Source organism: Enterobacter sp. ECC_219_Taxon_10, from assembly GCF_058354905.1.
The window spans coordinates 4,381,178-4,403,384 of the sequence record NZ_CM178005.1 but is presented as its reverse complement, the minus strand read 5'-3'; the positions used below and the strand labels follow the sequence as shown (position 1 = coordinate 4,403,384).

Below are 22,207 nucleotides of genomic sequence, written 5' to 3'. Positions count from 1 at the left end.
TCGTCGTTCCTTAACCGGCGGGAGTCGTGGTGGTATCTGGCGTGGCGACGACGGTAGCGCCGGGTCTGACTTTTTGTAATCCGCTGACGATCACGCGGTCACCGTTTTTCAGCCCTTCCGTCACCAGCCAGCGATCGCCAATGGCCTGGGGCGCAACGACGGTACGTGATTCAACCTGGTTTTTATCGTTTACCACCAGCACGGTTGCGTCGCCTCGCGGCGTGCGGGTCACGCCCTGCTGCGGAACCAGAATGGCATCTGGCTGTGTTCCCTCATCTATACGGGCGCGAACAAACATCCCAGGTAACAGCATGTGTTGAGGATTCGGGAAAATGGCGCGCAGCGTGATTGAGCCGGTGCTTTCATCCACCGTAACGTCGGAGAACTGCAGGGTGCCTTTCAGCGGATAGGGCTGGCCATTCTCCATCAGCAGCTCAACGCTGCTGGCCGTATCTCCTTTTTGCAGGCTTGTCTGCTTCAGTCGCATGAATTCATTGCTTGACTGGGTGACATCGACATAAATCGGATCGAGTTGCTGGACCGTAGCCAGCGCCGCGGCCTGTCCGTTCGTGACGAGCGCCCCTTCCGTTACGCTGGATTTACCGATGCGGCCATCGACAGGGGACGTCACTTTGGTATACGCAAGGTTGATACGTGCGCTTTCAACGCCCGCTTTTGCGGCGACGACGCTGGCATCTGCCTGCTGAGCAGTGGCCACGGCCTGGTCATACTCCTGCTTGCTGACGTACTGCGTCCCCACCAGAGGCAGATAACGTTTCACCGTCAGGTGTGCAATTTTGGCCGCCGCCTGCGCCTTTGCCAGCTCGCCTTTCGCGCTGTCGTAAGCCGCCTGATAGGTCGCAGGATCAATCTGATACAGTGAATCCCCTGCTTTTACATCGCTACCTTCCGTGAAGTTGCGACGCAGAATAATACCGCTAACCTGTGGACGAACCTCCGCAACGCGGAACGCATCGGTTCTGCCCGGTAGTTCAGTTGTGACAGCCAGCGGCGCGCTTTTCACGATATGGACGCTGACCTGAGGCGCCTGCGCATGTTGTTGATGATTTTCCTGGCCATCGCATCCAGTGAGCAGCACAGCGCAGACAATGAAACCGGCTAAGGGTAAACGTCTGAAATGATTCGTCATTACTGTTCCTTTAAATACCCATTAACCGATGTTTGCCGTAGATCGGTAGTTGGGGCAGAGGGAAAAAATAAAATGTAGCTGCGTATAATAATGAGGGTATTTAATGTTTTTTAATTTATAAGTGCGAATAACGAGGCCCTGGAGGAAAATCAGAATCAGTCCCGTAGAAAATACGGATATACTTCTGTCCGGTAAATCAGATTAATAGAGCTTAATGGATAAAGTATTCATTTCATGAATTTGATTTTAAGAATGTATTTGCATTAATTATAGATTAAGTAAATTGACTTTTTTTGTGCAAAAATAAAACGGGTTTTAGTGAATACTTTCAGCCATCCGAACCTGATGTTACATATATACCCAGTGAGTTAAGAGTAGCTGCCAATGGCGCGTAAAAAGAAAGAAGAGGCTCAACAAACCCGACAGCAGTTGATTGAAGCGGCTATCGGGCAGTTTGCGACGCGGGGCGTAGCCAGCACGACGCTGACCGATATCGCAGATGCCGCAAAGGTTACTCGCGGTGCTGTCTACTGGCACTTTAACAGTAAAGCAGAAATATTTAATGCCATTTGGGAACAGCAATTACCGCTGCGTGACATCATTCGCGACAGGCTCTCTTTCTCCGAAAGTGATGATCCATTGTTAATGCTTCGTGAGCAATGTATTACTGCGCTGCAATATATCGCGCACGAACCTCGTCAATGTGCGCTGTTACAAATCTTGTATCATAAGTGTGAATTTACTAGCGATATGATTTCGGAAAGTGAAATTCGGAAACGCATTTGGTTTAATTATGATTTTTTGCGCGTCACTCTGGAGAATTGTATTTCTCAGAACATTGTTTCGTCGCAGGTGAACGTTGAACTGACCATGATCGTATTCCACGGTTTCTTTAGCGGCATCATTAAAAACTGGTTAATGAATACCGACAGTTTTAATCTTTATCAGCAGGCGCCAGCCCTGGTCGACAGTATTCTGGCGACACTCCCTGTCTTGCGAGTGTCGCCTCGTGATGACTACAGCTCAGCGCCAGGCAACATTTCACCCCGTGCGCAAAGCGCCTCGATGGTCTGCGCGCTGGTGGGTTTACCTAACAGATAACCCTGTAAGGTATGACAGCCCAGCTCCGTCAAAAAGGCTTGCTGCGCTTCGGTTTCCACACCTTCAGCCACGACTTTCAGGTTGAGCGTTTTCGCGAGGGCTACAATCGCAGAGACAATGGTGGCATCCTCGCTTTCCCCGCTTAACTCTTTCACAAACGCTCTGTCTATCTTCAGTTCACAGGCCGGTAAACGCTTGAGATACAGCAGGCTCGAATATCCGGTCCCAAAATCATCAATCGAAGCTTTCACACCTGCATCCGTCAGCTCTGTCAGCACCCGAACGCTCTCATCGGGGTTGCTCATTGCCGTGGTTTCCGTGACTTCCAGGATCAACATCTCCGGCGGGAGGTGATGACGCTCCAGGCAGTCGAGCACTGTTTTAACCAGCGAGGGCTGTTCAAACTGCAACGTCGACAGGTTTACCGCCATTGACCAGTTCCGATGCCCCTGAAGATGCCATTCTCTTAATTGGCGACAGGCTTCATTGATCGCCCAGTTACCAATAGGAATGATAAGCCCGGTTTTTTCCGCCAGCGGCAGGAAAACATCCGGCGTCAGTAAACCCTGCTTCGGATGCTGCCAGCGCAGCAGCGCCTCAAACCCGAGGAGGGGGCCAGCGGGCGCGTGAAATTTTGGCTGATAAAGCAGGCGCAGTTCATTGCGATCGATGGCCATCCACAGATCGTTCATTAACTGAAGATGGGTCTGCGCCAGCGTGTTCATAGAGGGCTGGAAAAAGTGATACCCGTTTCGGCCCATATGCTTGGTGTGGTACATCGCCGCGTCGGCGTTAAACATCAGCTCACGTTCGGTTTTGCCGTCGTGAGGGTACAGGGCGATACCAATGCTAAGTGTTACCACCAGTTCGTAGGGTTCGAGAGTGAACGGGCTATCGATCGCCCGCACCAGCGAATTTGCCAGCGAGGCTGCATCGTCCGGACCTTCTCCCTCAGCAAGCAGAACAAACTCATCACCGCCAATACGTGCAAGGGTAAACTGGCCCTTCAGGAGATGCAGCAGACGCTGCGTAACGGCGACCAGCAGCCTGTCACCGACATCATGGCCGTAGGCGTCATTGATGGCTTTAAAACCGTCGAGATCCATGAACATCAGGGCGAAATGGGTACCTTCACGGTCTGCTTTGCTGATGGCCTGATCGAGCCGGTCCTCCAGCAGGATACGGTTGGGCAGACGCGTCAGCGTATCGTGCAGCGCCAGTTGCGCAAGTTCCCGGTTCGCTTCTGCCAGCGACGAGGCCAGAAGGGCGGTACGTGCCTGCAGGCGAGCATCCAGCATCGACACCAGCAGGGTGATCCCAAGAATAGAGAGCGCGACGACGCTGACCAGCACGGCCAGCCAGCTGCCGTTAATACCCTCATGGTGAACCATTGTGGACATTGGAAACTGCGCGGCTTTCATCCCGGCGTAGTGCATACCGGCGATGGCAATTCCCATCGTGATGGCGGCTCCCAGGCGCATCAGCACCACCTGCGCGGCTTCGTGGCGCAGGCGGAAGGTCAGCCACAATGCTGCAAGCGAAGCGGCAAGCGCAATCATGACCGAAATGGCTACCCACAACGTGTCCCAGATGATCCCTGGCATCACCTCCAGTGCCGCCATACCGGTGTAATGCATGGCAACAATCCCGATTCCCATCACCAGAGCGCCGGGGAGCAGGCGGCGCAAGCGCAGCTGTTCACAGCTGACGAGCCATAGCGCAAACAGTGACGACCCTATGGCAATGACCATGGATAACATCGTCAGGCTCGCGTTGTAACTCATGCTCATGGAGAGATCCATCGCCAGCATGCCGATAAAGTGCATGGCCCATACGCCAATGCCCATTGCAACACTGCCTCCCGCCAGCCAGATGCGCGCTGCGACGCCCTGACTCCCGGCGACACGTGCAGCCATATTCAGCGCGGTGTAAGCCGCAAGGATGGCAACAACGAAGGAGAGGACTACAAGGATAGGGTTGTATTGGCTAACCAGCATGGTCGGTTCTACTCGAGTGTGACGTTACGCGGGAGAGGTTGAGAAGGGCGAGACATTATCACCGTCAGGTAACGGCTCAAAGGAATTTAAATCCCCGTTTTTAGTGGGTAATACGGGGGGAGAGGGAGGGGCGTCAGGTCGTTAATCGAGTTCTGAACAGTTCACTAATTTCAGCGGATTCACGGAGTTCATATTGCGGCACTTGTCGGTTTCGGTGCTCATCAGTTCAATCCACTGCATCAGGAGGGCATCGAAAAGGAAAACCGAGATTGCAAAGACAACCAGCCACCAGTATTTACGAATCATTATGTCATTCCGCGTGAAGAGAACCACTGAAGTGGTGGAAATATACACGAAAAGAAACGGTTTAAAAGCGGGATAAGCGAAGGTTTACAAAGCGTTGACGGTGACAGAACAAGGCAATAAAAAAGGCGCATCCCCATGCCAGGTAGCGCCTTTTTAAACAAGCATTTAACTGATTAGTATCAGTTCATGCCGTATTTTTTCAGTTTCTTACGCAGAGTACCACGGTTGATACCCATCATCAGCGCAGCGCGGGTCTGGTTACCGCGGGTGTATTGCATCACCATGTCCAACAGTGGCTGTTCAACTTCGGCCAGTACCAGCTCATACAGGTCATTAACATCCTGACCATTCAGTTGAGCAAAATAGTTCTTCAGTGCCTGTTTAACCGAGTCACGCAGGGGCTTTTGAGTTACCTGATCCTGAGAGTTAACGGTAGAAACGGTCAGTACGTCAGAATTTACGCGTTGTTCGAACATAGTTCTGTCAGCTCTTTATTTCATTACGCAAGATTTTCGAAGTATGCCTCCAACGCCTCCAGCTGTTCGCTGGCATCCTCAATGGCGTTGAATGTGCGCCGAAACTGGTCATCTGGAGCGTGCTCCTGGAGATACCAGGAGACGTGTTTACGCGCAATTCGGTACCCTTTTGCCTGACCGTAGTGGTCATGCAGTTCCCGAACATGCGAACAAAGCAAGCGCTTTACCTCTGCCAGAGGCAGCGGGGCAAGCAGCTCCCCAGTGTCCAGATAATGCTGGATTTCCCGGAAGATCCAGGGTCTTCCCTGAGCTGCACGTCCTATCATCAGAGCATCAGCTCCCGTATAGTCGAGTACAGCCCTGGCTTTAAGCGGGTCAGTTATGTCGCCATTCGCGATAATCGGAATGGAAACCTTCTGCTTAACTGCCCGAATGCTGTCGTATTCAGCTTCACCATTGAACAAACAGGCGCGAGTGCGTCCATGGATGGTCAGGGCCTGAATACCACAATCTTCGGCCAGTTGGGCAATCTCTACACAGTTACGGTGTTCCGGCGACCAACCCGTGCGAATCTTCAACGTAACAGGAACGTCCACTGCGCTGACAACCGCCGTCAGGATAGCTTTCACCTGGTCGGGGTATTGCAGAAGGGCTGAACCTGCAAGCTTGCGATTCACCTTTTTGGCCGGGCAACCCATATTGATATCAATAATCTGGGCACCACTTTCCACGTTAATACGCGCGGCATCTGCCATCTCTTCAGGCACGCTTCCGGCAATTTGCACGGTGCGAATCCCTGGTTCATCAATGTGCACCATCCGAAGGCGGGATTTATCGCTTTCCCAAACCTGCGGGTTAGACGACATCATCTCGGATACGGTTAAACCGGCTCCCATCTCATAGCACAGCGTCCTGAACGGCCGGTCGGTAATACCTGCCATAGGGGCTGCGATCAGGCGATTTCTAAGCTGGTGGTGTCCGATGCGCATGAGTTAAGAAATGACCATACTGTGACTGCAAGGCGGCGTATATTACGCATTTTTTGCACGAGATGAAAGGCCAAACTTTGAACAATCCACTGTTATAGATCAAGGAATCGCCGCTCAATCTTTACGTTGAAAATTATTCATTATTTAAATCATTAGGTTATGCGTGAATGGTTGTTTTATGGGCGCTTACAATTTCCCGTAACTTCTCATCAATTCTGAAGAAATGCGACATATGAGCGGGATAATCTGCTGTTTTTAGCAGCAGGCTATCCCGCTTGTTTGCGATCTACGTCGCATTTTAGAACATGATCTCAGGGCAAAAAATGCAGGTTATTCGACCACAAGACGACCATGCAGGGACTGTACCGGACGGTTATTATCGTGATGCATTGTGTGGGTGAATTTCTCAAGCTGTTCAGCGGAGACCGTCAGAGGATGTTTAAGCACGATCCAGGTGACGCCTTCTGAACAGGGTGGCGTGGTGAGCGAACCGCTAAAACGCCAGTACGTTTTATCTTCCGGCAGCAGCTTATTCATGTTGAGATCCTGTTTGATGGAGACGTTCAGCTCAGCCTGCTGAGGCATCACGTTCCACAGTTTATCAAGCTCCGGATTCTCGGCCCCTTTGTCGAACATGACCGCAACCACTGCCAGTTCTCCCTTCTCATTTTTATGCACCAGATGCATTTCCATCGCGTAATGCTTGCCATGCACGGTATTTTCGCTCGGCGCGTGGAAATGGAACTGTTGTAGCGTCCAGGATTGCTTATCCAGAGTGATGCTGTCGCGGGTGTCGGCCTGCTCGCTTGCCTGAATGGTATGGCCATTGTTTGTTAGCGTTACAGGGCCGTCAACGTAGTGCGTTTGCAGCGGAGTGAGATGGGCGTTAGCGGTCGAATCAATATTTATGGGAGACTGGTTCATTCCGCTGTTACAGGTTTTGTACGCTTCATCCAGTTCGCCCCAGTGCTCCGGTGAACTTTCACCTTTGTAGCTCCAGTGTGATGCGCATGCTGAAGCCGAGATCATGCTCAGCGCTAACAGCGCTGCCTTGCTATAAACGTGTTTCATAATATTCTTCCTGTGAATTTTTATTATCCAAATCAAAATATATCAATATGATTTGTATGGGTATTTTACCGGAGGCAGGCAAAGGGAGGGAGGAATATTCGAGGAGAAAAGGCGTGGTCAGAGGACCACGCCAAATACTTAATTTTTACGACCGGTAATACGGCACCACTCTTCCTTCTCCACTACAGGGTCGAGAGCGAAAAGATCGGCGTAGGCTTCGCAAACGCTGTCCGCCTGGCTTGCCAGGATGCCAGAAAGTCCCAGCAGACCGCCCTCAACGGGCAGCACGCTGATTAATGGCGCCAGTTCACGCAGCGGGCCCGCGAGAATGTTAGCGACCACCACATCGGCTTTCATGGCTTCTGGCTGCGCATCAGGCAGATATAACTCCAGGCGATCGGAGACGCCGTTACGCTCGGCATTATCGCGGCTGGCCTGAATGGCCTGCGGATCGATATCGATCCCGATGGCTTTCGCCGCTCCCAGTTTCAGGGCGGCAATCGCGAGGATCCCGGAACCACAGCCGAAGTCGATCACCGTCTTACCTTCCAGATCCAGACCATCCAGCCACTGCAGGCACAGGGACGTGGTTGGGTGGGTACCGGTGCCAAACGCCAGGCCTGGGTCAAGCATCACATTGACGGCATTTTCATCGGGAACCTCGCGCCAGCTTGGGCAGATCCACAGACGTTTGCCGAACTGCATCGGGTGGAAGTTGTCCATCCACTCCCGTTCCCAGTCTTTGTCTTCCAGCTGTTCGATTTTATGCACAAAACCCGCACCCAGAAGGGGATGGTTTTCCAGAATTGCCACCACCTCTTTCATGTCGGTTTCGGCATCGAACAGGCCAATCACGTCGGTATCGCCCCACAGGCGCGTTTCGCCTGGCAGCGGTTCAAAGACCGGCGTGTCATGCGTGTCCTGGAAGGTAATGGAGACGGAGCCTGCCTCCATCAGCGCATCGCTCAGCTCTTCGGCGTTCGCGCCGGTTGTGTTCAGTTTTAGTTGGATCCACGGCATGGCAAAACTCTTTATTTATCAGGAGAAATCATAGCGGGTTGTGGGACGGGCTGACCGAAACGGTTCCCCACCACAAACGCCAGTAAACTTAGCAGTAACGAAGGCACAATCGGATGGAAGCCCAGGTACTGAATCTTAAATGTCGCAAGGATGGCATAAAGCACACCGCCAACAATCATTGCGCTCAGCGCACCTGCAGCGTTCGCGCGTTCCCAGTAAAGACCCAATACCAGCGGCCACAGGAAAACGGCTTCCAGACCGCCAAACGCAAGCAGGTTCAGCCAGATGATCATCTCCGGCGGACGCCATGCGGCTAACATCAGCAAAGCTCCTAACACCAGCGTAATGACGGCAGACATCCGCTTCAGGCGACGTTCATTTTCAACCTGCTCAGGGCGCAGGTTCAGATAGAGATCTTTAATGATCGTAGCGGAACTTTGCAGTAACTGGGCGTTGATAGTCGACATAATGGCGGCCATCGGTGCGGCGAGGAAGATCCCGGCGGCAAACGGGGGCAGCACTTTAACCATCAGAGTCGGGATCACCAGATCCGGCACGGTAAGATCGGGGATCACCGCGCGCCCTAATGCCCCCGCCAGATGCATACCAAACATCAGGATCGCGACCACAATTGTCCCGATAATGATGCCCTTGTGAACGGCTTTACTGTCTTTATAGGAGATACAGCGCACGGCGGTATGCGGCAGACCAATCACTCCGAAGCAGACTAACACCCAGAAAGAGGTCATAAAGGTCGGAGAGAGGATATCATCTGCGCCCTGCGGCGAGACCAGTTTCGGGTCAATCGCTTCCAGGGTTTCCACCGCGTGAGTGAGTCCACCCGCGGCATGGACAATGCCCACCAGCAGAACGATCGTGCCGATGAGCATAACCATTCCCTGCAGCGTATCGTTCAGCACGCTGGCGCGGAATCCACCAAACGCAGTATACAGCGCGATGCTTACCCCGAAGATAATCAGGCCCGTCTCGTAAGGGATTCCGGCCGCCGTTTCCAGCAGACGCGCACCGCCTATAAACTGTACGGTCATCGCACCGATAAAGGCCACCAGCAGGCTCAAGCTCGCCAGCCACACCAGCAAGCGGCTCTGGTAACGGGCAAAGAGCATATCGTTGAGCGTTACGGCATTATAGCGGCGCGCCAGAATGGCAAATTTTTTGCCCAGAATACCGAGGGAGAGCCAGACGGCAGGCAACTGGATCATAGCCAGCAATACCCAGCCTAACCCGTACTTGTAGGCCGCACCGGGGCCGCCAATAAACGAGCTGGCGCTAATATAGGTCGCAGTCAGCGTCATCGCCAGTACAACGCCGCCCATCGAACGGCTGCCGAGGAAATACTCATTCAGGAAAGCGCCGGTCGCTCTTTTACGCATGGCATAAATGGATAAACCAAACACGACCAGCAGGTATGCGACAAGCGGCAGAATGACTTCAAGCTGCATCATCGTCCTCCAGCGGAATATCGCGATAGATGAATTTCACCATCGCCCAGCACAGCAGGATAAACACCAGCGGCACCAGCAGGCAGGCCATTTCAAACCAATGTGGGAGGCCGGTAATGCCGATAGCTGAATCAGGTATGTAAGCGGTTACTAACCATGCGGCAAGATAGAGAAGGGTCAGCCACAGCGCCCAGCGCGCTTCTTTATGGGCCTGAACAAAACGTTTGTCCATTTTTAGTCCCTTGTGGATGCAGAAAGCGGGGATTGTACATGATGGGGCTTTGCGATCCCCAGAAATAAAAAAGGCCGGATAATCCGGCCTTTTAGCAACACAGCTCTCTTACTTCTCGTTCAGGCCGAGTTTTTTCTCCAGGTAGTGGATGTTCGTCCCACCATTCTGGAAGTGCTCGTCGCTCATGATACGCATCTGCAGATCAACGTTGGTTTTGATACCGTCGATGATCAATTCCTGCAGGGCGTTCTTCATGCGGGCAATCGCCACGTCACGGTTTTCACCGTAGCAGATAAGCTTGCCAATCATTGAGTCATAGTACGGCGGTACGGTGTAACCGGCGTAGATATGAGATTCCCAGCGCACGCCAAAGCCACCCGGCGCGTGGAAACGCGTGATTTTACCCGGGCTTGGCAGGAAGGTGTTCGGGTCTTCGGCGTTGATACGGCACTCTACCGCATGGCCTTTGACCACAACTTCTTCCTGCTTGATGGACAGCGGCTGGCCTGCAGCGATACGCAGCTGCTCTTTGATCAGGTCAACGCCGGTGATCATTTCGGTAACCGGGTGCTCAACCTGAATACGGGTGTTCATTTCAATGAAGTAGAACTCGCCGTTTTCGAACAGGAACTCAAAGGTACCCGCCCCGCGATAGCCGATATCGACACATGCTTTGGCGCAACGCTCGCCGATGTAGCGACGCAGTTCCGGGGTAATGCCCGGCGCTGGCGCTTCTTCGACCACTTTCTGGTGACGACGCTGCATGGAGCAGTCACGTTCTGCCAGATAGATCGCGTTACCCTGACCGTCGGCCAGCACCTGAATTTCGATGTGGCGTGGGTTTTCCAGGTATTTTTCCATGTACACCATGTCATTGCTGAAAGCTGCTTTCGCTTCCGCTTTGGTCATGGAGATGGACTGCGCCAGTTCAGCATCGCTGCGCACAACGCGCATACCGCGACCGCCGCCGCCGCCGGACGCCTTGATGATAACCGGGTAGCCAATGCGTTTAGCATGAGCACGGTTAGCATCCATGTCGTCGGTCAGAGGGCCGTCAGAGCCTGGTACGGTTGGAACACCGGCTTTTTTCATCGCGGTGATTGCAGACACCTTGTCGCCCATCAGGCGGATGGTGTCGGCTTTCGGGCCAATGAAGATAAAGCCAGAGCGTTCAACCTGCTCAGCAAAGTTGGCGTTCTCAGAGAGGAAGCCGTAACCCGGATGAATTGCCACCGCGCCGGTGATTTCAGCGGCGCTGATGATAGCCGGGATGTTCAGATAGCTTTTTACGGACGGAGCCGGGCCAATACAGACCGTCTCATCCGCCAGCAATACGTGTTTTAAATCGCGATCCGCGCTTGAGTGCACAGCGACGGTCTTGATGCCCAGTTCTTTACAGGCACGAAGAATACGCAGTGCGATCTCGCCGCGGTTGGCGATAACAATTTTATCCAGCATGTACGCCTCGTTACTCGATGACGACCAGCGGCTCGTCAAATTCAACCGGCTGACCACTTTCGACCAGAATCGCTTTCACAGTACCTGATTTGTCTGCTTCGATCTGGTTCATCATTTTCATCGCTTCAACGATGCACAGGGTATCGCCTACGTTGACTTTCTGACCCACTTCGATGAACGCCTTCGCGTCCGGGCTCGGGGTGCGGTAGAAAGTACCAACCATTGGGGAACGTACGATGTGACCACTGATTTCTGCTGCAGCGGCAGGTGCGGCTTCAGCTGCTGCTGGCGCAACGGCTGCGGAAAGCGCAGGCTGCTGCACTGGCGCAGCGTAAGCTTGCTGCATTACCGGGAAGCTAGCGGCTGGGGCTGCACGGCTGATGCGTACAGACTCTTCGCCTTCAGAAATTTCCAGTTCGGAGATGCCTGATTCTTCAACCAGCTCGATCAGTTTTTTAATCTTACGAATATCCATGAGTGGGTTCCGTACTCTTGTTTAGTGTGATTGTGACAAGCGTTTTACCGCTGTCTGTAAAGCGTATGAATAGCCGTCTGCGCCCAGTCCGCAGATAACGCCAGCAGCGATATCCGACAGATACGAATGGTGGCGGAACGGCTCTCGGGCGTGCACGTTACTCAGGTGGATCTCGATAAACGGGACACTCACCGCGAGCAGTGCGTCGCGGATAGCAACACTGGTGTGCGTAAACGCGGCCGGATTGATCAGGATATAGTCCACATTGTCTTTAGCCTGATGAATACGGTCGATGATTGCGTACTCCGCGTTTGACTGAAAATGATCCAAATCCACATTCAGTGACGCTGCTTCCGTGCTCAGACGGTTAACAATTTCGCTCAATGTCAGCGTGCCGTACTTCTCTGGCTCACGGGTGCCGAGCATGTTCAGGTTCGGTCCGTTTAAAACTAAGATATGGAACTTATCAGTCATTATGCCGCTATCTCCTGCGATTCTCGGGTAAAAAACAAAATATACCGTCGAAGCGCAAATGTCACCTTTTCAGAGGCCCAAAACCGCTGTCAGGCGAACCAAGGTCGCACATTATAACGATTTCGTAGCATTTGGCAGCTAAATACTGGTCTTATCAGGGAAGATTATCAACCGCAATCCAAAAAAGATTTGCGGTTGAGAGGTAATCTGCGGGAAAACGCACAGTTTCGCGAACTATCGCAACCACTGGCGGAACTTCTTGTAACGCCATGCTAAAAGCGCTACGGCCGCCAGCGCGTAAAGGACCGGCTGCGGAGAGAGGATCTTCACCGACCACAGATAATGAATGGGGGCGAGGATCGCGACAAGATAGACGAAGTTGTGCAGCAGCTGCCAGCGACGGCCCAGCATTCGCTGCGCATATTGCGTGGAGGTCAGCGCTAACGCCAGTAAAATCACCCAGCTCACAATACCCAGCGTCAGATAAGGTCGAGTCACCAGTTCGCGGCCAAGCAGTGTCAGATTGTTAATTCCCAGTTCCAGCAGGGCATAGCTGGTGAGGTGCAGGGTCGCCCAGGCAAAACACCATAGCCCTAAAAGCCGACGGGTGCGTATCAATAGTGGCTGTTTAGCGTAGCGCGCCAGCGGCGAGACGAGCAAGGTGGCCAGCAAAAATTTCAGAGCCATCCGACCCGTAAAATGCTGGATATCTTTTGCCGGATCGGCGCTAAAGAGGCCCTGGCTGGCGGCCCAGAACAGCCATATAAAAGGAAGTAACCCGGCCAGGTGCAGAAGCACTTTCAGCCAGGCGATCTGTTTTGCCGTTAATCGCACTCAGAAGTTCTCCCGTAAATCGAGGCCACGGTACAGCGAGGCCACTTCATCCGCATAGCCGTTAAACAGCAGCGTGGGCTGGCGCTTTACGTCCAGCGCACCGCCGGAGCCGATAAAGCGTTCTGTCGCCTGCGACCAGCGGGGATGATCCACATGCGGGTTCACGTTGGCGAAGAAGCCGTATTCACCCGGTGCCGCCAGGTTCCATGTCGTTGGCGGACGTTCGCGGGTCAGCTTAATGCTGACGATCGATTTAATCCCTTTGAAACCGTATTTCCACGGCACGGTTAAACGGATGGGAGCGCCGTTTTGCGGCGGAAGCGCCTTGCCGTAAACGCCGACGGTCAGGAGGGTAAGGGGATGCATGGCTTCGTCGAGGCGTAACCCTTCTACATACGGATACTCCAGCCCGCCGCCAATGAACCGGTCTTTCTGGCCCGGCATCTCGTCCGGGGCGAAGCGCGTCTGGAAGGCGACGTATTTTGCGTTGCTGGTGGGCTCAACCATCGCCAGCAGCTTATGCAGGGGGAAGCCTACCCAGGGCACCACCATCGACCAGGCCTCTACGCAGCGCATGCGATAGATACGCTCTTCGAGAGGGAAGCGTGTGGTCAGATCGTGGTGATCCAGCGTCAGGGGTTTTGCCACTTCGCCGTCGATTTTCAGCGTCCACGGATCGGTTTTCATGCTGCCGGCATTGGCGGCAGGATCGGCTTTATCCAGACCAAATTCGTAGAAGTTGTTGTAGCCGGTGACTTTATCTTCCGGCGTAAGCGCGAGTTTGTTCTGCCATTGCTCGGGTTTGGTGAAGGTAAGCGGGGCGCCGGAAGGAGCCTTCGGGCGATCGTTGCCTTTAAACCAGTCGAGCAGGTCGGCGTGTGCCGCTGGAGAGAGCGTCAGGGCGGTGGCGCTGATGCCAAGCATTTTCAGGATCTGGCGGCGCTGTAGCATAAAGACAGACTCAGACGTTACGTCGGCTTCCGTCAGTTTTCGATTTTTCATGGCATCCTCCATCATGCGTTTTCCTAAGCATGACGGAGGAGAAGGATTCGCGCGAATATGTCACGAAAATTTGAAGATTAGGCGATTTTCACCAGCGCGCGACCATGGAACTGGTTATCCATAATCTTACTGGCACATTCAGGTGCCTGGCTGAGCGTAATTTCGGTGGCGCTCTGCGTATAGAAAGATTCCGGCAAATCGCGCACCAGACGCTCCCATGCCTCAGTACGGCGAGCCGCAGGCGTCATCACGGAATCCACGCCCTGCAGGCGGACATTACGCAGAATAAATGGCATCACGGTCGTTGGCAGGGCAAATCCGCCCGCCAGGCCGCAGGCTGCCACGCAGCCGCCGTAGTTCATCTGCGCCAGGACTTTTGCCAGCACCTTATCACCGACGGTATCGACCGCGCCTGCCCAGACCTGTTTTTCCAGCGGGCGGCTCTCGGCAAACTCATCGCGGCCAAGAATGCGGCTGGCACCGAGCTGACGCAGATAATCATGCGTGCTTTCACGGCCGGACACCGCCGCAACCTGATAACCCAGCTTGTGCAGCAGCGTGACCGCCGTGCTCCCCACGCCACCGCTGGCCCCGGTCACAACAATTTCACCTGACTCGGGGCGAACACCCGCTTCTTCCAGCGCCATCACGCACAGCATGGCGGTAAAGCCTGCGGTACCGACGATCATCGCTTTGCGGCCATCCATGCCTTTCGGCATGGGCACCAGCCAGTCACCCTTCACGCGCGCCTGCGTTGCCAGGCCGCCCCAGTGATTTTCGCCCACGCCCCAGCCGGTGAGCAGCACCTGCTGGCCCGCATGGAAACGGGGATCTTCGCTGCTATGAACCCGGCCAGCAAAATCAATACCCGGCACCATAGGGAAATTTCGGATGATTTTACCCTTACCGGTGATCGCCAGCGCATCTTTATAATTTAAACTGGACCAGTCGATGTCGACGGTAACTTCGCCTTCCGGCAGGCGAGTCTCTTCTACGGCCTGTACTGAGGCAAGCGTTTTGCCGTCCTGCTGTTCTAAGATTAAAGCCTGCATACGGGGTCCTCACGGCTCAGATGATTGGAAAATAGTTCCTGAAGACTATACTCGCTCAGGGTAAAGCAATGCCGATTTAACGCAATAAATTGCCAGATACGCCAGGTTTGGTAGTATGCCGCATTTGAAATGCAAGTTAGCGCTTACTCGCTACCCCATCAACCCACGGAGTAATCTCAAGGATGCGATTAACGACGAAGTTCTCGGCTTTTATCACCCTGCTGACGGGGCTTACCATCTTTGTCACGCTTCTTGGTTGCTCTCTGAGCTTTTATAACGCCATTCAGGACAAACTGGTCAACCGGGTGCAGTCCGTTGCGTCGGTCATTGATACGCGTCTGTTGACCACTCCACTTCCTGAGATTTCCCGGGAGCTGGATGAGTTGATGGTGCCGGTTGATATTATCCAGATCGACATTCAGCAGGGAAAGCATCCGGTTTTAAGCCATGAACGGCAGGACAGCTATCGACCTGCGGGTGTGGTGAGCCAGTATCGGGAAGTGACGGTGCACTCCCTCAAAAATCCGGGTATGACCATACGCATGGTCTACCTTGATCCGATGGCCAGCTATTTCCGTTCCATGATGACCACCGCGCCGCTCACTGTCGCCGTCGCCTTCATTATTTTGCTGATTTTCCTCGCGGTCCGCTGGCTGCGCCGCCAGCTCTCTGGTCAGGAACTGCTGGAGATCCGCTCCGTACGTATCCTGAACGGTGAACGCGGCCCGCAGGTTCGCGGCTCGGTCCATGAATGGCCGTCACGCGCCAGCAGCGCGCTGGATACGCTGCTCTCAGAAATCCAGTTTGCCAGCGACCAGCGCAGCCGTATGGATACGCTGATCCGCTCTTATGCCGCGCAGGATAATAAAACCGGACTTAACAACCGCCTTTTCTTTGACAACCAACTCGCCACGCTGCTCGACGACCCGGAGAAAGTGGGCACGCACGGGGTGGTGATGATGATTCGCCTGCCTGATTTCGATCTGCTGCGCGACACATGGGGGCAGCGGGCGGCGGAAGAAAATCTCTTTACGCTGATCAACCTGCTCTCCACCTTTATTCTGCGCTACCCGGGGGCGCTGCTGGCCCGCTACCACCGCAGCGATTTTGCCGTATTGCTGCCGCACCGCACGCTGAAGGAATCAGAAAGTATTGCCAGCCAGCTGCTGAAGGCCGTCGACGCGCTGCCGCAGAGCAAAATGCTCGACAGGGACGATATGGTCCACATGGGTATCTGCGCCTGGCGTGGCGGGCAGTCGACAGAACAGGTGATGGAGCATGCGGAAGCGGCCACCCGCAACGCCGTGCTACAGGGGGCGAACGGATGGGCTGTCTATGATGATTCGCTGCCAGAAAAAGGCCGCGGAAACGTGCGCTGGCGTACGTTGATTGAGCAAATGCTGAGTCGTGGTGGGCCACGTATATATCAAAAACCGGCGGTCATGAAAAACGGCTATGTCCATCACCGGGAATTGATGTGCCGTATTTTCGACGGGACGGAAGAGGTTATTTCTGCGGAATATCTGCCAATGGTGCTGCAATTTGGGCTCTCCGAAGAGTATGACCGCCAGCAAATTACACGCTTGATTCCGTTTTTATCATTCTGGCCGGAAGAGAATCTGGCGTTACAGGTCACCGTTGAGTCATTAATACGTCCGCGTTTTCAGCGCTGGCTGCGTGATACATTAATGCAATGCGAAAAATCGCAACGCAAACACATTATTTTTGAACTTGCTGAGGCGGATGTAGGTCAACACATCAGCCGGTTGCGTCCAGTGGTCCGTTTGATCAACGCGCTCGGTGCGCGTGTCGCGGTAACGCAGGCTGGTTTAACGCTGGTTAGTACCAACTGGATCAAGGAGCTGGATGTGGAGCTATTAAAGCTACATCCGGGGCTGGTAAGAAATATTGAAAAGCGCACGGAAAACCAGCTACTGGTTCAGAGTTTGGTTGAAGCGTGCAAGGGAACACGAACACAGGTATTTGCCGCAGGCGTGCGCTCCAGAGGCGAATGGCAGATGTTAACAGAGCGCGGGGTGACGGGCGGTCAGGGCGATTTTTTTGCCGCCTCTCAGCCGCTTGACACCAACGTGAAAAAATATTTGCAAAGATACTCTGTTTGACCTGCCGTTTACGTTGTTTTCACGTAGAATATCGCGCCTGTAGCTTTGAGTATGTCGAGCAAAAAGCCAGTGAACGACCTTTAACGGGTTACAAATGCCAGTGAGGAACACGACTGTTTACTCAGCCCTGAGGGAGTCAGGGGATGAATTTGTAACATCAGGAAACGTACTGCACAAATTTTCACCGTTGCAGATGATTTTTGCGCCTTGTCGCTGCTGCGTGTGGTTGGTAAAGTAAGCGGATTTTGTTTTCCGCCCCAGCTTTCAGGATTATCCCTTAGTATGTTGAAAAAATTTCGTGGCATGTTTTCCAATGACCTGTCCATTGACCTGGGTACCGCGAATACCCTTATTTATGTAAAAGGACAAGGCATCGTATTGAATGAGCCTTCTGTTGTGGCCATTCGTCAGGATCGTGCAGGCTCGCCGAAAAGCGTGGCCGCAGTGGGTCATGACGCGAAGCAGATGCTGGGTCGTACCCCTGGCAACATCGCCGCCATTCGCCCAATGAAAGACGGCGTTATCGCTGATTTCTTCGTGACTGAAAAAATGCTTCAGCACTTCATCAAGCAGGTTCACAGTAACAGCTTCATGCGCCCAAGCCCGCGTGTTCTGGTGTGTGTGCCGGTTGGCGCAACCCAGGTAGAACGTCGCGCAATCCGTGAATCTGCCCAGGGGGCAGGTGCACGTGAAGTGTTCCTGATTGAAGAGCCAATGGCTGCGGCCATCGGTGCTGGCCTGCCTGTTTCCGAAGCTACCGGTTCTATGGTGGTGGATATCGGTGGCGGTACCACTGAAGTGGCCGTGATCTCTCTGAACGGCGTGGTGTACTCCTCTTCCGTACGTATCGGTGGTGACCGCTTCGATGAAGCCATCATTAATTATGTGCGCCGTAACTACGGCTCTCTGATCGGTGAAGCCACCGCAGAGCGTATCAAACACGAAATCGGCTCTGCGTATCCGGGCGATGAAGTGCGTGAGATCGAAGTACGTGGTCGTAACCTGGCGGAAGGTGTTCCACGTGGTTTTACCCTGAACTCCAACGAAATTCTGGAAGCACTGCAGGAACCACTGACGGGCATCGTGAGCGCGGTAATGGTTGCGCTGGAGCAGTGTCCACCAGAACTGGCGTCCGATATCTCCGAGCGCGGTATGGTTCTGACCGGTGGTGGTGCGCTGCTGCGTAACCTCGACCGCCTGTTGATGGAAGAGACAGGTATTCCTGTCGTAGTTGCAGAAGATCCACTGACTTGCGTCGCCCGTGGTGGTGGCAAGGCGCTGGAAATGATCGACATGCACGGCGGCGACTTGTTCAGCGAAGAGTAGTCATGGTGAAAGGGTAGCGAATCGCTACCCTTTCTCTCTGACACGAGAATACGCATAGCCTATGAAGCCAATTTTTAGCCGTGGCCCATCGCTACAGTTTCGCCTCATTCTGGCGGTTCTGGTTGCGCTTGGCGTCATTATTGCCGATAGCCGCCTCGGTACGTTCAGCCAGATCCGAACGTACATGGATACCGCCGTCAGTCCTTTCTACTTTATATCAAATGGTCCCCGTGAACTGCTCGACTCCGTTTCTCAAACGTTGTCTTCACGAGACCAGCTCGAACTTGAAAACCGGGCATTACGCCAGGAACTGCTGCTGAAAAACAGCGAACTGCTGATGCTGGGGCAATACAAGCAGGAAAACGCGCGTCTGCGTGAACTGCTCGGCTCGCCGCTGCGTCAGGACGAGCAGAAGATGGTTACCCAGGTGATCTCCACCGTGAACGACCCCTACAGCGATCAGGTTGTGATCGACAAAGGGAGCGTGAACGGGGTGTATGAAGGTCAGCCCGTCATCAGTGATAAGGGCGTAGTAGGCCAGGTTGTTGCCGTCGCCAAACTGACCAGCCGCGTGCTGCTGATTTGTGACGCCACGCACGCACTGCCGATCCAGGTCCTGCGTAACGATATCCGCGTGATTGCGGCCGGTAACGGCTGCACGGACGATCTGCAGCTGGAACACCTGCCGGCTAACACGGACATCCGTGTCGGCGACGTGCTGGTGACGTCCGGTCTGGGTGGACGCTTCCCTGAGGGCTACCCGGTTGCGGTGGTCTCTTCGGTTAAGCTGGATACTCAGCGTGCGTACACCGTGATTCAGGCCCGTCCAACCGCCGGTTTACAGCGTCTGCGCTACCTGCTGCTGCTCTGGGGCGCCGATCGTAACGGTGCTAATCCGATGACGCCTGAAGAGGTGCATCGCGTGGCGAACGAGCGCCTGATGCAGATGATGCCGCAAGTTCTCCCGCCAGCGGACTCTATGGGGCCGCCTGCGCCAGTGCCCGCGCCGGCAACCGGTTTAACGCAGCCGCTGCCAGACGCGCCGCCACCGCCTAAACTCTCTTCGGGAGGGCAGTAGTGGCAAGTTATCGTAGCCAGGGACGCTGGGTCATCTGGCTCTCGTTCCTCATCGCACTGTTGCTGCAGATTATGCCCTGGCCGGATAACATTCTCGTTTTCCGGCCAAACTGGGTCTTGCTCATTTTGCTTTACTGGATCCTTGCCCTGCCGCACCGCGTAAATGTCGGCACGGGTTTTGTGATGGGTGCCATACTGGATCTCATTAGTGGCTCTACGCTGGGCGTGCGCGCCCTGTCCATGAGCATTATTGCGTACCTCGTCGCACTGAAATTCCAGCTCTTTCGTAACCTCGCGCTCTGGCAACAGGCCCTGGTCGTGATGCTGTTGTCGCTTGCTGCGGATATCGTTGTTTTCTGGGCAGAGTTTTTAGTGATCAACGTCTCTTTCCGACCGGAAGTGTTCTGGAGTAGTGTAGTAAACGGTGTGCTCTGGCCGTGGCTATTCCTGCTGATGCGTAAGGTTCGCCAGCAGTTTGCTGTGCAATAAAAGGTTTCTATGACGTCTCTGTATCTTGCTTCCGGCTCCCCGCGCCGTCAGGAACTCCTGACGCAGTTAGGGGTCTCTTTTGAACGCATCGTGACCGGCATTGAAGAAAAACGTGCTGAGGGCGAAAGTGCTCAGCAGTACGTGTCTCGCCTGGCACGCGAGAAAGCGCAGGCGGGAGTGGCCTGCGTGCCGCGCGATCTGCCCGTGCTGGGAGCAGATACCATCGTTATCCTTAACGGTGAAGTCCTTGAGAAACCGCATGATGCAGCCGATGCGGCGCGCATGCTGCGCAAAATGTCCGGACAAACGCATCAGGTGATGACAGCCGTCGCGCTGGCGGACAGCCAGCACGTGCTGGATTGCCTGGTGGTTACGGATGTCACGTTCAGAGTGCTAACCGACGACGAGATCGCCGCTTATATCGCCAGCGGTGAACCGATGGATAAAGCAGGTGCATACGGTATTCAGGGGCTGGGTGGCTGTTTTGTCAGGAAGATTAATGGCAGCTATCACGCCGTAGTCGGCTTACCGCTGGTGGAAACGTATGAGTTGCTGAGTAATTTTAACTCACTGCGTGAGGGAAGGGATAATTATGACGGCTGAATTGTTGGTAAACGTAACGCCATCGGAAACCCGTGTGGCCTATATTGACGGTGGCATTCTTCAGGAAATTCATATTGAGCGTGAAGCGCGGCGCGGAATAGTAGGCAATATCTACAAAGGTCGTGTCAGTCGTGTACTGCCGGGTATGCAGGCGGCTTTTGTAGATATTGGACTGGATAAGGCGGCATTTTTACATGCCTCCGACATCATGCCGCACACCGAGTGCGTCGCGGGCGAAGAGCAAAAGCAGTTTGCCGTGCGCGATATTTCTGAACTGGTGCGTCAGGGACAGGATCTGATGGTGCAGGTGGTGAAAGATCCCCTCGGTACCAAAGGTGCCCGTCTGACCACTGACATCACTTTACCTTCCCGCTATCTGGTCTTTATGCCTGGCGCGTCGCACGTGGGCGTTTCGCAGCGTATTGAGAGCGAAAGTGAGCGCGAGCGTCTTAAGAAAGTGGTCAGCGCCTACTGCGATGAACAGGGCGGGTTTATTATCCGCACTGCCGCAGAAGGGATCAGCGAAGAAGACCTGGCGTCGGATGCGGCTTACCTGAAGCGCGTCTGGACCAAAGTGATGGAGCGTAAAAAACGCAACCAGACCCGCTACCAGCTCTATGGTGAACTGGCGCTTGCGCAACGCGTGCTGCGTGACTTTGCCGATGCGCAGCTCGACCGCATCCGCGTGGACTCTCGCCTGACGTATGAAGCGCTGCTGGAGTTTACCGCTGAATACATCCCGGAGATGCCGGGCCTGCTGGAGCATTACACCGGGCGTCAGCCGATCTTCGATCTCTATGACGTCGAGAACGAGATCCAGCGCGCCCTGGAGCGAAAGGTCGAACTGAAGTCCGGCGGGTACCTGATCATCGATCAGACCGAAGCGATGACCACCGTTGATATCAACACCGGCGCGTTTGTCGGCCATCGCAATCTGGATGACACCATCTTCAACACCAACATCGAAGCCACGCAGGCAATTGCGCGCCAGCTTCGTCTGCGCAACCTCGGCGGCATTATCATCATCGACTTTATCGATATGAGTAATGAAGACCATCGCCGTCGCGTGCTGCACTCGCTGGAGCAGGCGCTGAGTAAAGATCGCGTTAAGACCAGCATCAACGGTTTCTCACAGCTGGGGCTGGTAGAAATGACGCGCAAGCGTACCCGTGAAAGCGTTGAGCATGTGCTGTGTAATGAATGCCCAACCTGCCATGGACGCGGAACGGTAAAGACGGTTGAGACCGTCTGCTACGAAATTATGCGTGAAATCGTCCGTGTGCATCATGCCTACGACTCCGATCGTTTTCTGGTCTATGCTTCCCCTGCGGTGGCTGAAGCGCTTAAAGGCGAAGAGTCGCACGCGCTGGCGGAAGTGGAAATCTTTGTCGGCAAACAGGTAAAAGTACAAATTGAACCGCTCTATAACCAGGAGCAGTTTGACGTCGTAATGATGTAAAACGCAGTTCGCTGCGTGACGAAAGCTGAC

22 protein-coding genes are annotated in these 22,207 nt (G+C 54.2%); 7 read left to right on the top strand and 15 right to left on the bottom strand.

Annotation, left to right across the window (positions count from 1 at the left end; all coding sequences use genetic code 11):
* Positions 1–10: 10 nt before the first annotated feature.
* Positions 11–1,150: an efflux RND transporter periplasmic adaptor subunit gene (locus AC4ICF_RS20935; RefSeq protein WP_116343550.1), complete on the bottom strand. Its 1,140-nt coding sequence runs from the start codon at positions 1,148–1,150 to the stop codon at positions 11–13.
* Positions 1,151–1,534: 384 nt separating this feature from the next.
* Here AC4ICF_RS20935 and envR point away from each other — a divergent pair, with 384 nt between their 5' ends.
* Positions 1,535–2,251: an acrEF/envCD operon transcriptional regulator gene (gene envR, locus AC4ICF_RS20930; RefSeq protein ID WP_316379831.1), complete on the top strand. Its 717-nt coding sequence runs from the start codon at positions 1,535–1,537 to the stop codon at positions 2,249–2,251.
* Here envR and AC4ICF_RS20925 read toward each other — a convergent pair.
* The 14 genes from AC4ICF_RS20925 to acuI form a co-directional block, all read right to left on the bottom strand.
* On the bottom strand, positions 2,167–4,248 hold the full coding sequence (locus AC4ICF_RS20925; protein ID WP_316379832.1) for a putative bifunctional diguanylate cyclase/phosphodiesterase: 2,082 nt from the start codon (positions 4,246–4,248) through the stop codon (positions 2,167–2,169). The two genes, envR and AC4ICF_RS20925, sit on opposite strands and share 85 nt — an antisense overlap.
* Before the next feature lie 141 nt (positions 4,249–4,389).
* Positions 4,390–4,554 carry a DUF2556 family protein gene (locus AC4ICF_RS20920; RefSeq protein WP_014885446.1) on the bottom strand — a complete coding sequence of 55 codons (165 nt, stop codon included), beginning with the start codon at positions 4,552–4,554 and terminating at the stop codon, positions 4,390–4,392.
* A gap of 179 nt (positions 4,555–4,733) precedes the next feature.
* Positions 4,734–5,030: a DNA-binding transcriptional regulator Fis gene (fis, locus tag AC4ICF_RS20915; protein ID WP_000462905.1), complete on the bottom strand. Its 297-nt coding sequence runs from the start codon at positions 5,028–5,030 to the stop codon at positions 4,734–4,736.
* A gap of 23 nt (positions 5,031–5,053) precedes the next feature.
* On the bottom strand, positions 5,054–6,019 hold the full coding sequence (dusB, locus tag AC4ICF_RS20910) for a tRNA dihydrouridine synthase DusB (protein ID WP_008502861.1): 966 nt from the start codon (positions 6,017–6,019) through the stop codon (positions 5,054–5,056).
* A 330-nt stretch (positions 6,020–6,349) separates the two neighbouring features.
* On the bottom strand, positions 6,350–7,090 hold the full coding sequence (locus AC4ICF_RS20905) for a carbonic anhydrase (RefSeq protein WP_316379833.1): 741 nt from the start codon (positions 7,088–7,090) through the stop codon (positions 6,350–6,352).
* 138 nt (positions 7,091–7,228) lie between these two features.
* A complete protein-coding gene (prmA, locus tag AC4ICF_RS20900) occupies positions 7,229–8,110 on the bottom strand; it encodes a 50S ribosomal protein L11 methyltransferase (protein ID WP_233002698.1) in 882 nt (293 codons plus the stop codon).
* A gap of 11 nt (positions 8,111–8,121) precedes the next feature.
* Complete coding sequence (panF, locus tag AC4ICF_RS20895) at positions 8,122–9,573, bottom strand: sodium/pantothenate symporter (protein ID WP_192983905.1); 1,452 nt, start codon at positions 9,571–9,573, stop codon at positions 8,122–8,124.
* On the bottom strand, positions 9,563–9,805 hold the full coding sequence (locus tag AC4ICF_RS20890; protein ID WP_116343544.1) for a YhdT family protein: 243 nt from the start codon (positions 9,803–9,805) through the stop codon (positions 9,563–9,565). Before AC4ICF_RS20890 ends, panF begins: the two co-directional genes overlap by 11 nt.
* A gap of 108 nt (positions 9,806–9,913) precedes the next feature.
* A complete protein-coding gene (accC, locus tag AC4ICF_RS20885; RefSeq protein WP_003860388.1) occupies positions 9,914–11,263 on the bottom strand; it encodes an acetyl-CoA carboxylase biotin carboxylase subunit in 1,350 nt (449 codons plus the stop codon).
* 10 nt (positions 11,264–11,273) lie between these two features.
* Entirely contained in the window at positions 11,274–11,738 is a 465-nt protein-coding gene (gene accB, locus AC4ICF_RS20880; RefSeq protein ID WP_008502856.1) for an acetyl-CoA carboxylase biotin carboxyl carrier protein, read from the bottom strand.
* A gap of 21 nt (positions 11,739–11,759) precedes the next feature.
* On the bottom strand, positions 11,760–12,212 hold the full coding sequence (gene aroQ, locus AC4ICF_RS20875) for a type II 3-dehydroquinate dehydratase (RefSeq protein ID WP_316379834.1): 453 nt from the start codon (positions 12,210–12,212) through the stop codon (positions 11,760–11,762).
* A gap of 234 nt (positions 12,213–12,446) precedes the next feature.
* Entirely contained in the window at positions 12,447–13,046 is a 600-nt protein-coding gene (msrQ, locus tag AC4ICF_RS20870; protein ID WP_302221330.1) for a protein-methionine-sulfoxide reductase heme-binding subunit MsrQ, read from the bottom strand.
* Positions 13,047–14,048: a protein-methionine-sulfoxide reductase catalytic subunit MsrP gene (gene msrP / locus AC4ICF_RS20865; RefSeq protein WP_116343541.1), complete on the bottom strand. Its 1,002-nt coding sequence runs from the start codon at positions 14,046–14,048 to the stop codon at positions 13,047–13,049. It lies immediately after the preceding gene.
* A gap of 77 nt (positions 14,049–14,125) precedes the next feature.
* Complete coding sequence (gene acuI, locus AC4ICF_RS20860) at positions 14,126–15,100, bottom strand: acrylyl-CoA reductase (NADPH) (RefSeq protein ID WP_316379835.1); 975 nt, start codon at positions 15,098–15,100, stop codon at positions 14,126–14,128.
* Positions 15,101–15,282: 182 nt separating this feature from the next.
* Here acuI and csrD point away from each other — a divergent pair, with 182 nt between their 5' ends.
* From csrD to rng, 6 genes are all read left to right on the top strand, one after another.
* Positions 15,283–17,223, top strand: a complete 1,941-nt coding sequence (gene csrD, locus AC4ICF_RS20855) for an RNase E specificity factor CsrD (protein ID WP_116343539.1) — start codon at positions 15,283–15,285, stop codon at positions 17,221–17,223.
* 282 nt (positions 17,224–17,505) lie between these two features.
* Complete coding sequence (gene mreB, locus AC4ICF_RS20850; protein ID WP_000913396.1) at positions 17,506–18,549, top strand: rod shape-determining protein MreB; 1,044 nt, start codon at positions 17,506–17,508, stop codon at positions 18,547–18,549.
* A gap of 61 nt (positions 18,550–18,610) precedes the next feature.
* On the top strand, positions 18,611–19,627 hold the full coding sequence (gene mreC / locus AC4ICF_RS20845) for a rod shape-determining protein MreC (RefSeq protein WP_032650442.1): 1,017 nt from the start codon (positions 18,611–18,613) through the stop codon (positions 19,625–19,627).
* Positions 19,627–20,115 (top strand): rod shape-determining protein MreD, encoded by a 489-nt coding sequence (gene mreD, locus AC4ICF_RS20840; RefSeq protein WP_008502849.1) that lies wholly within the window; start codon positions 19,627–19,629, stop codon positions 20,113–20,115. Before mreC ends, mreD begins: the two co-directional genes overlap by 1 nt.
* 9 nt (positions 20,116–20,124) lie before the next feature.
* Positions 20,125–20,718 carry a Maf family protein gene (locus AC4ICF_RS20835; RefSeq protein ID WP_116343538.1) on the top strand — a complete coding sequence of 198 codons (594 nt, stop codon included), beginning with the start codon at positions 20,125–20,127 and terminating at the stop codon, positions 20,716–20,718.
* Positions 20,708–22,177, top strand: coding sequence for a ribonuclease G (gene rng / locus AC4ICF_RS20830; protein ID WP_008502847.1), 1,470 nt, complete (start codon positions 20,708–20,710; stop codon positions 22,175–22,177). The genes AC4ICF_RS20835 and rng overlap by 11 nt, the downstream gene beginning before the upstream one ends.
* The last annotated feature ends 30 nt before the right edge of the window (positions 22,178–22,207 follow it).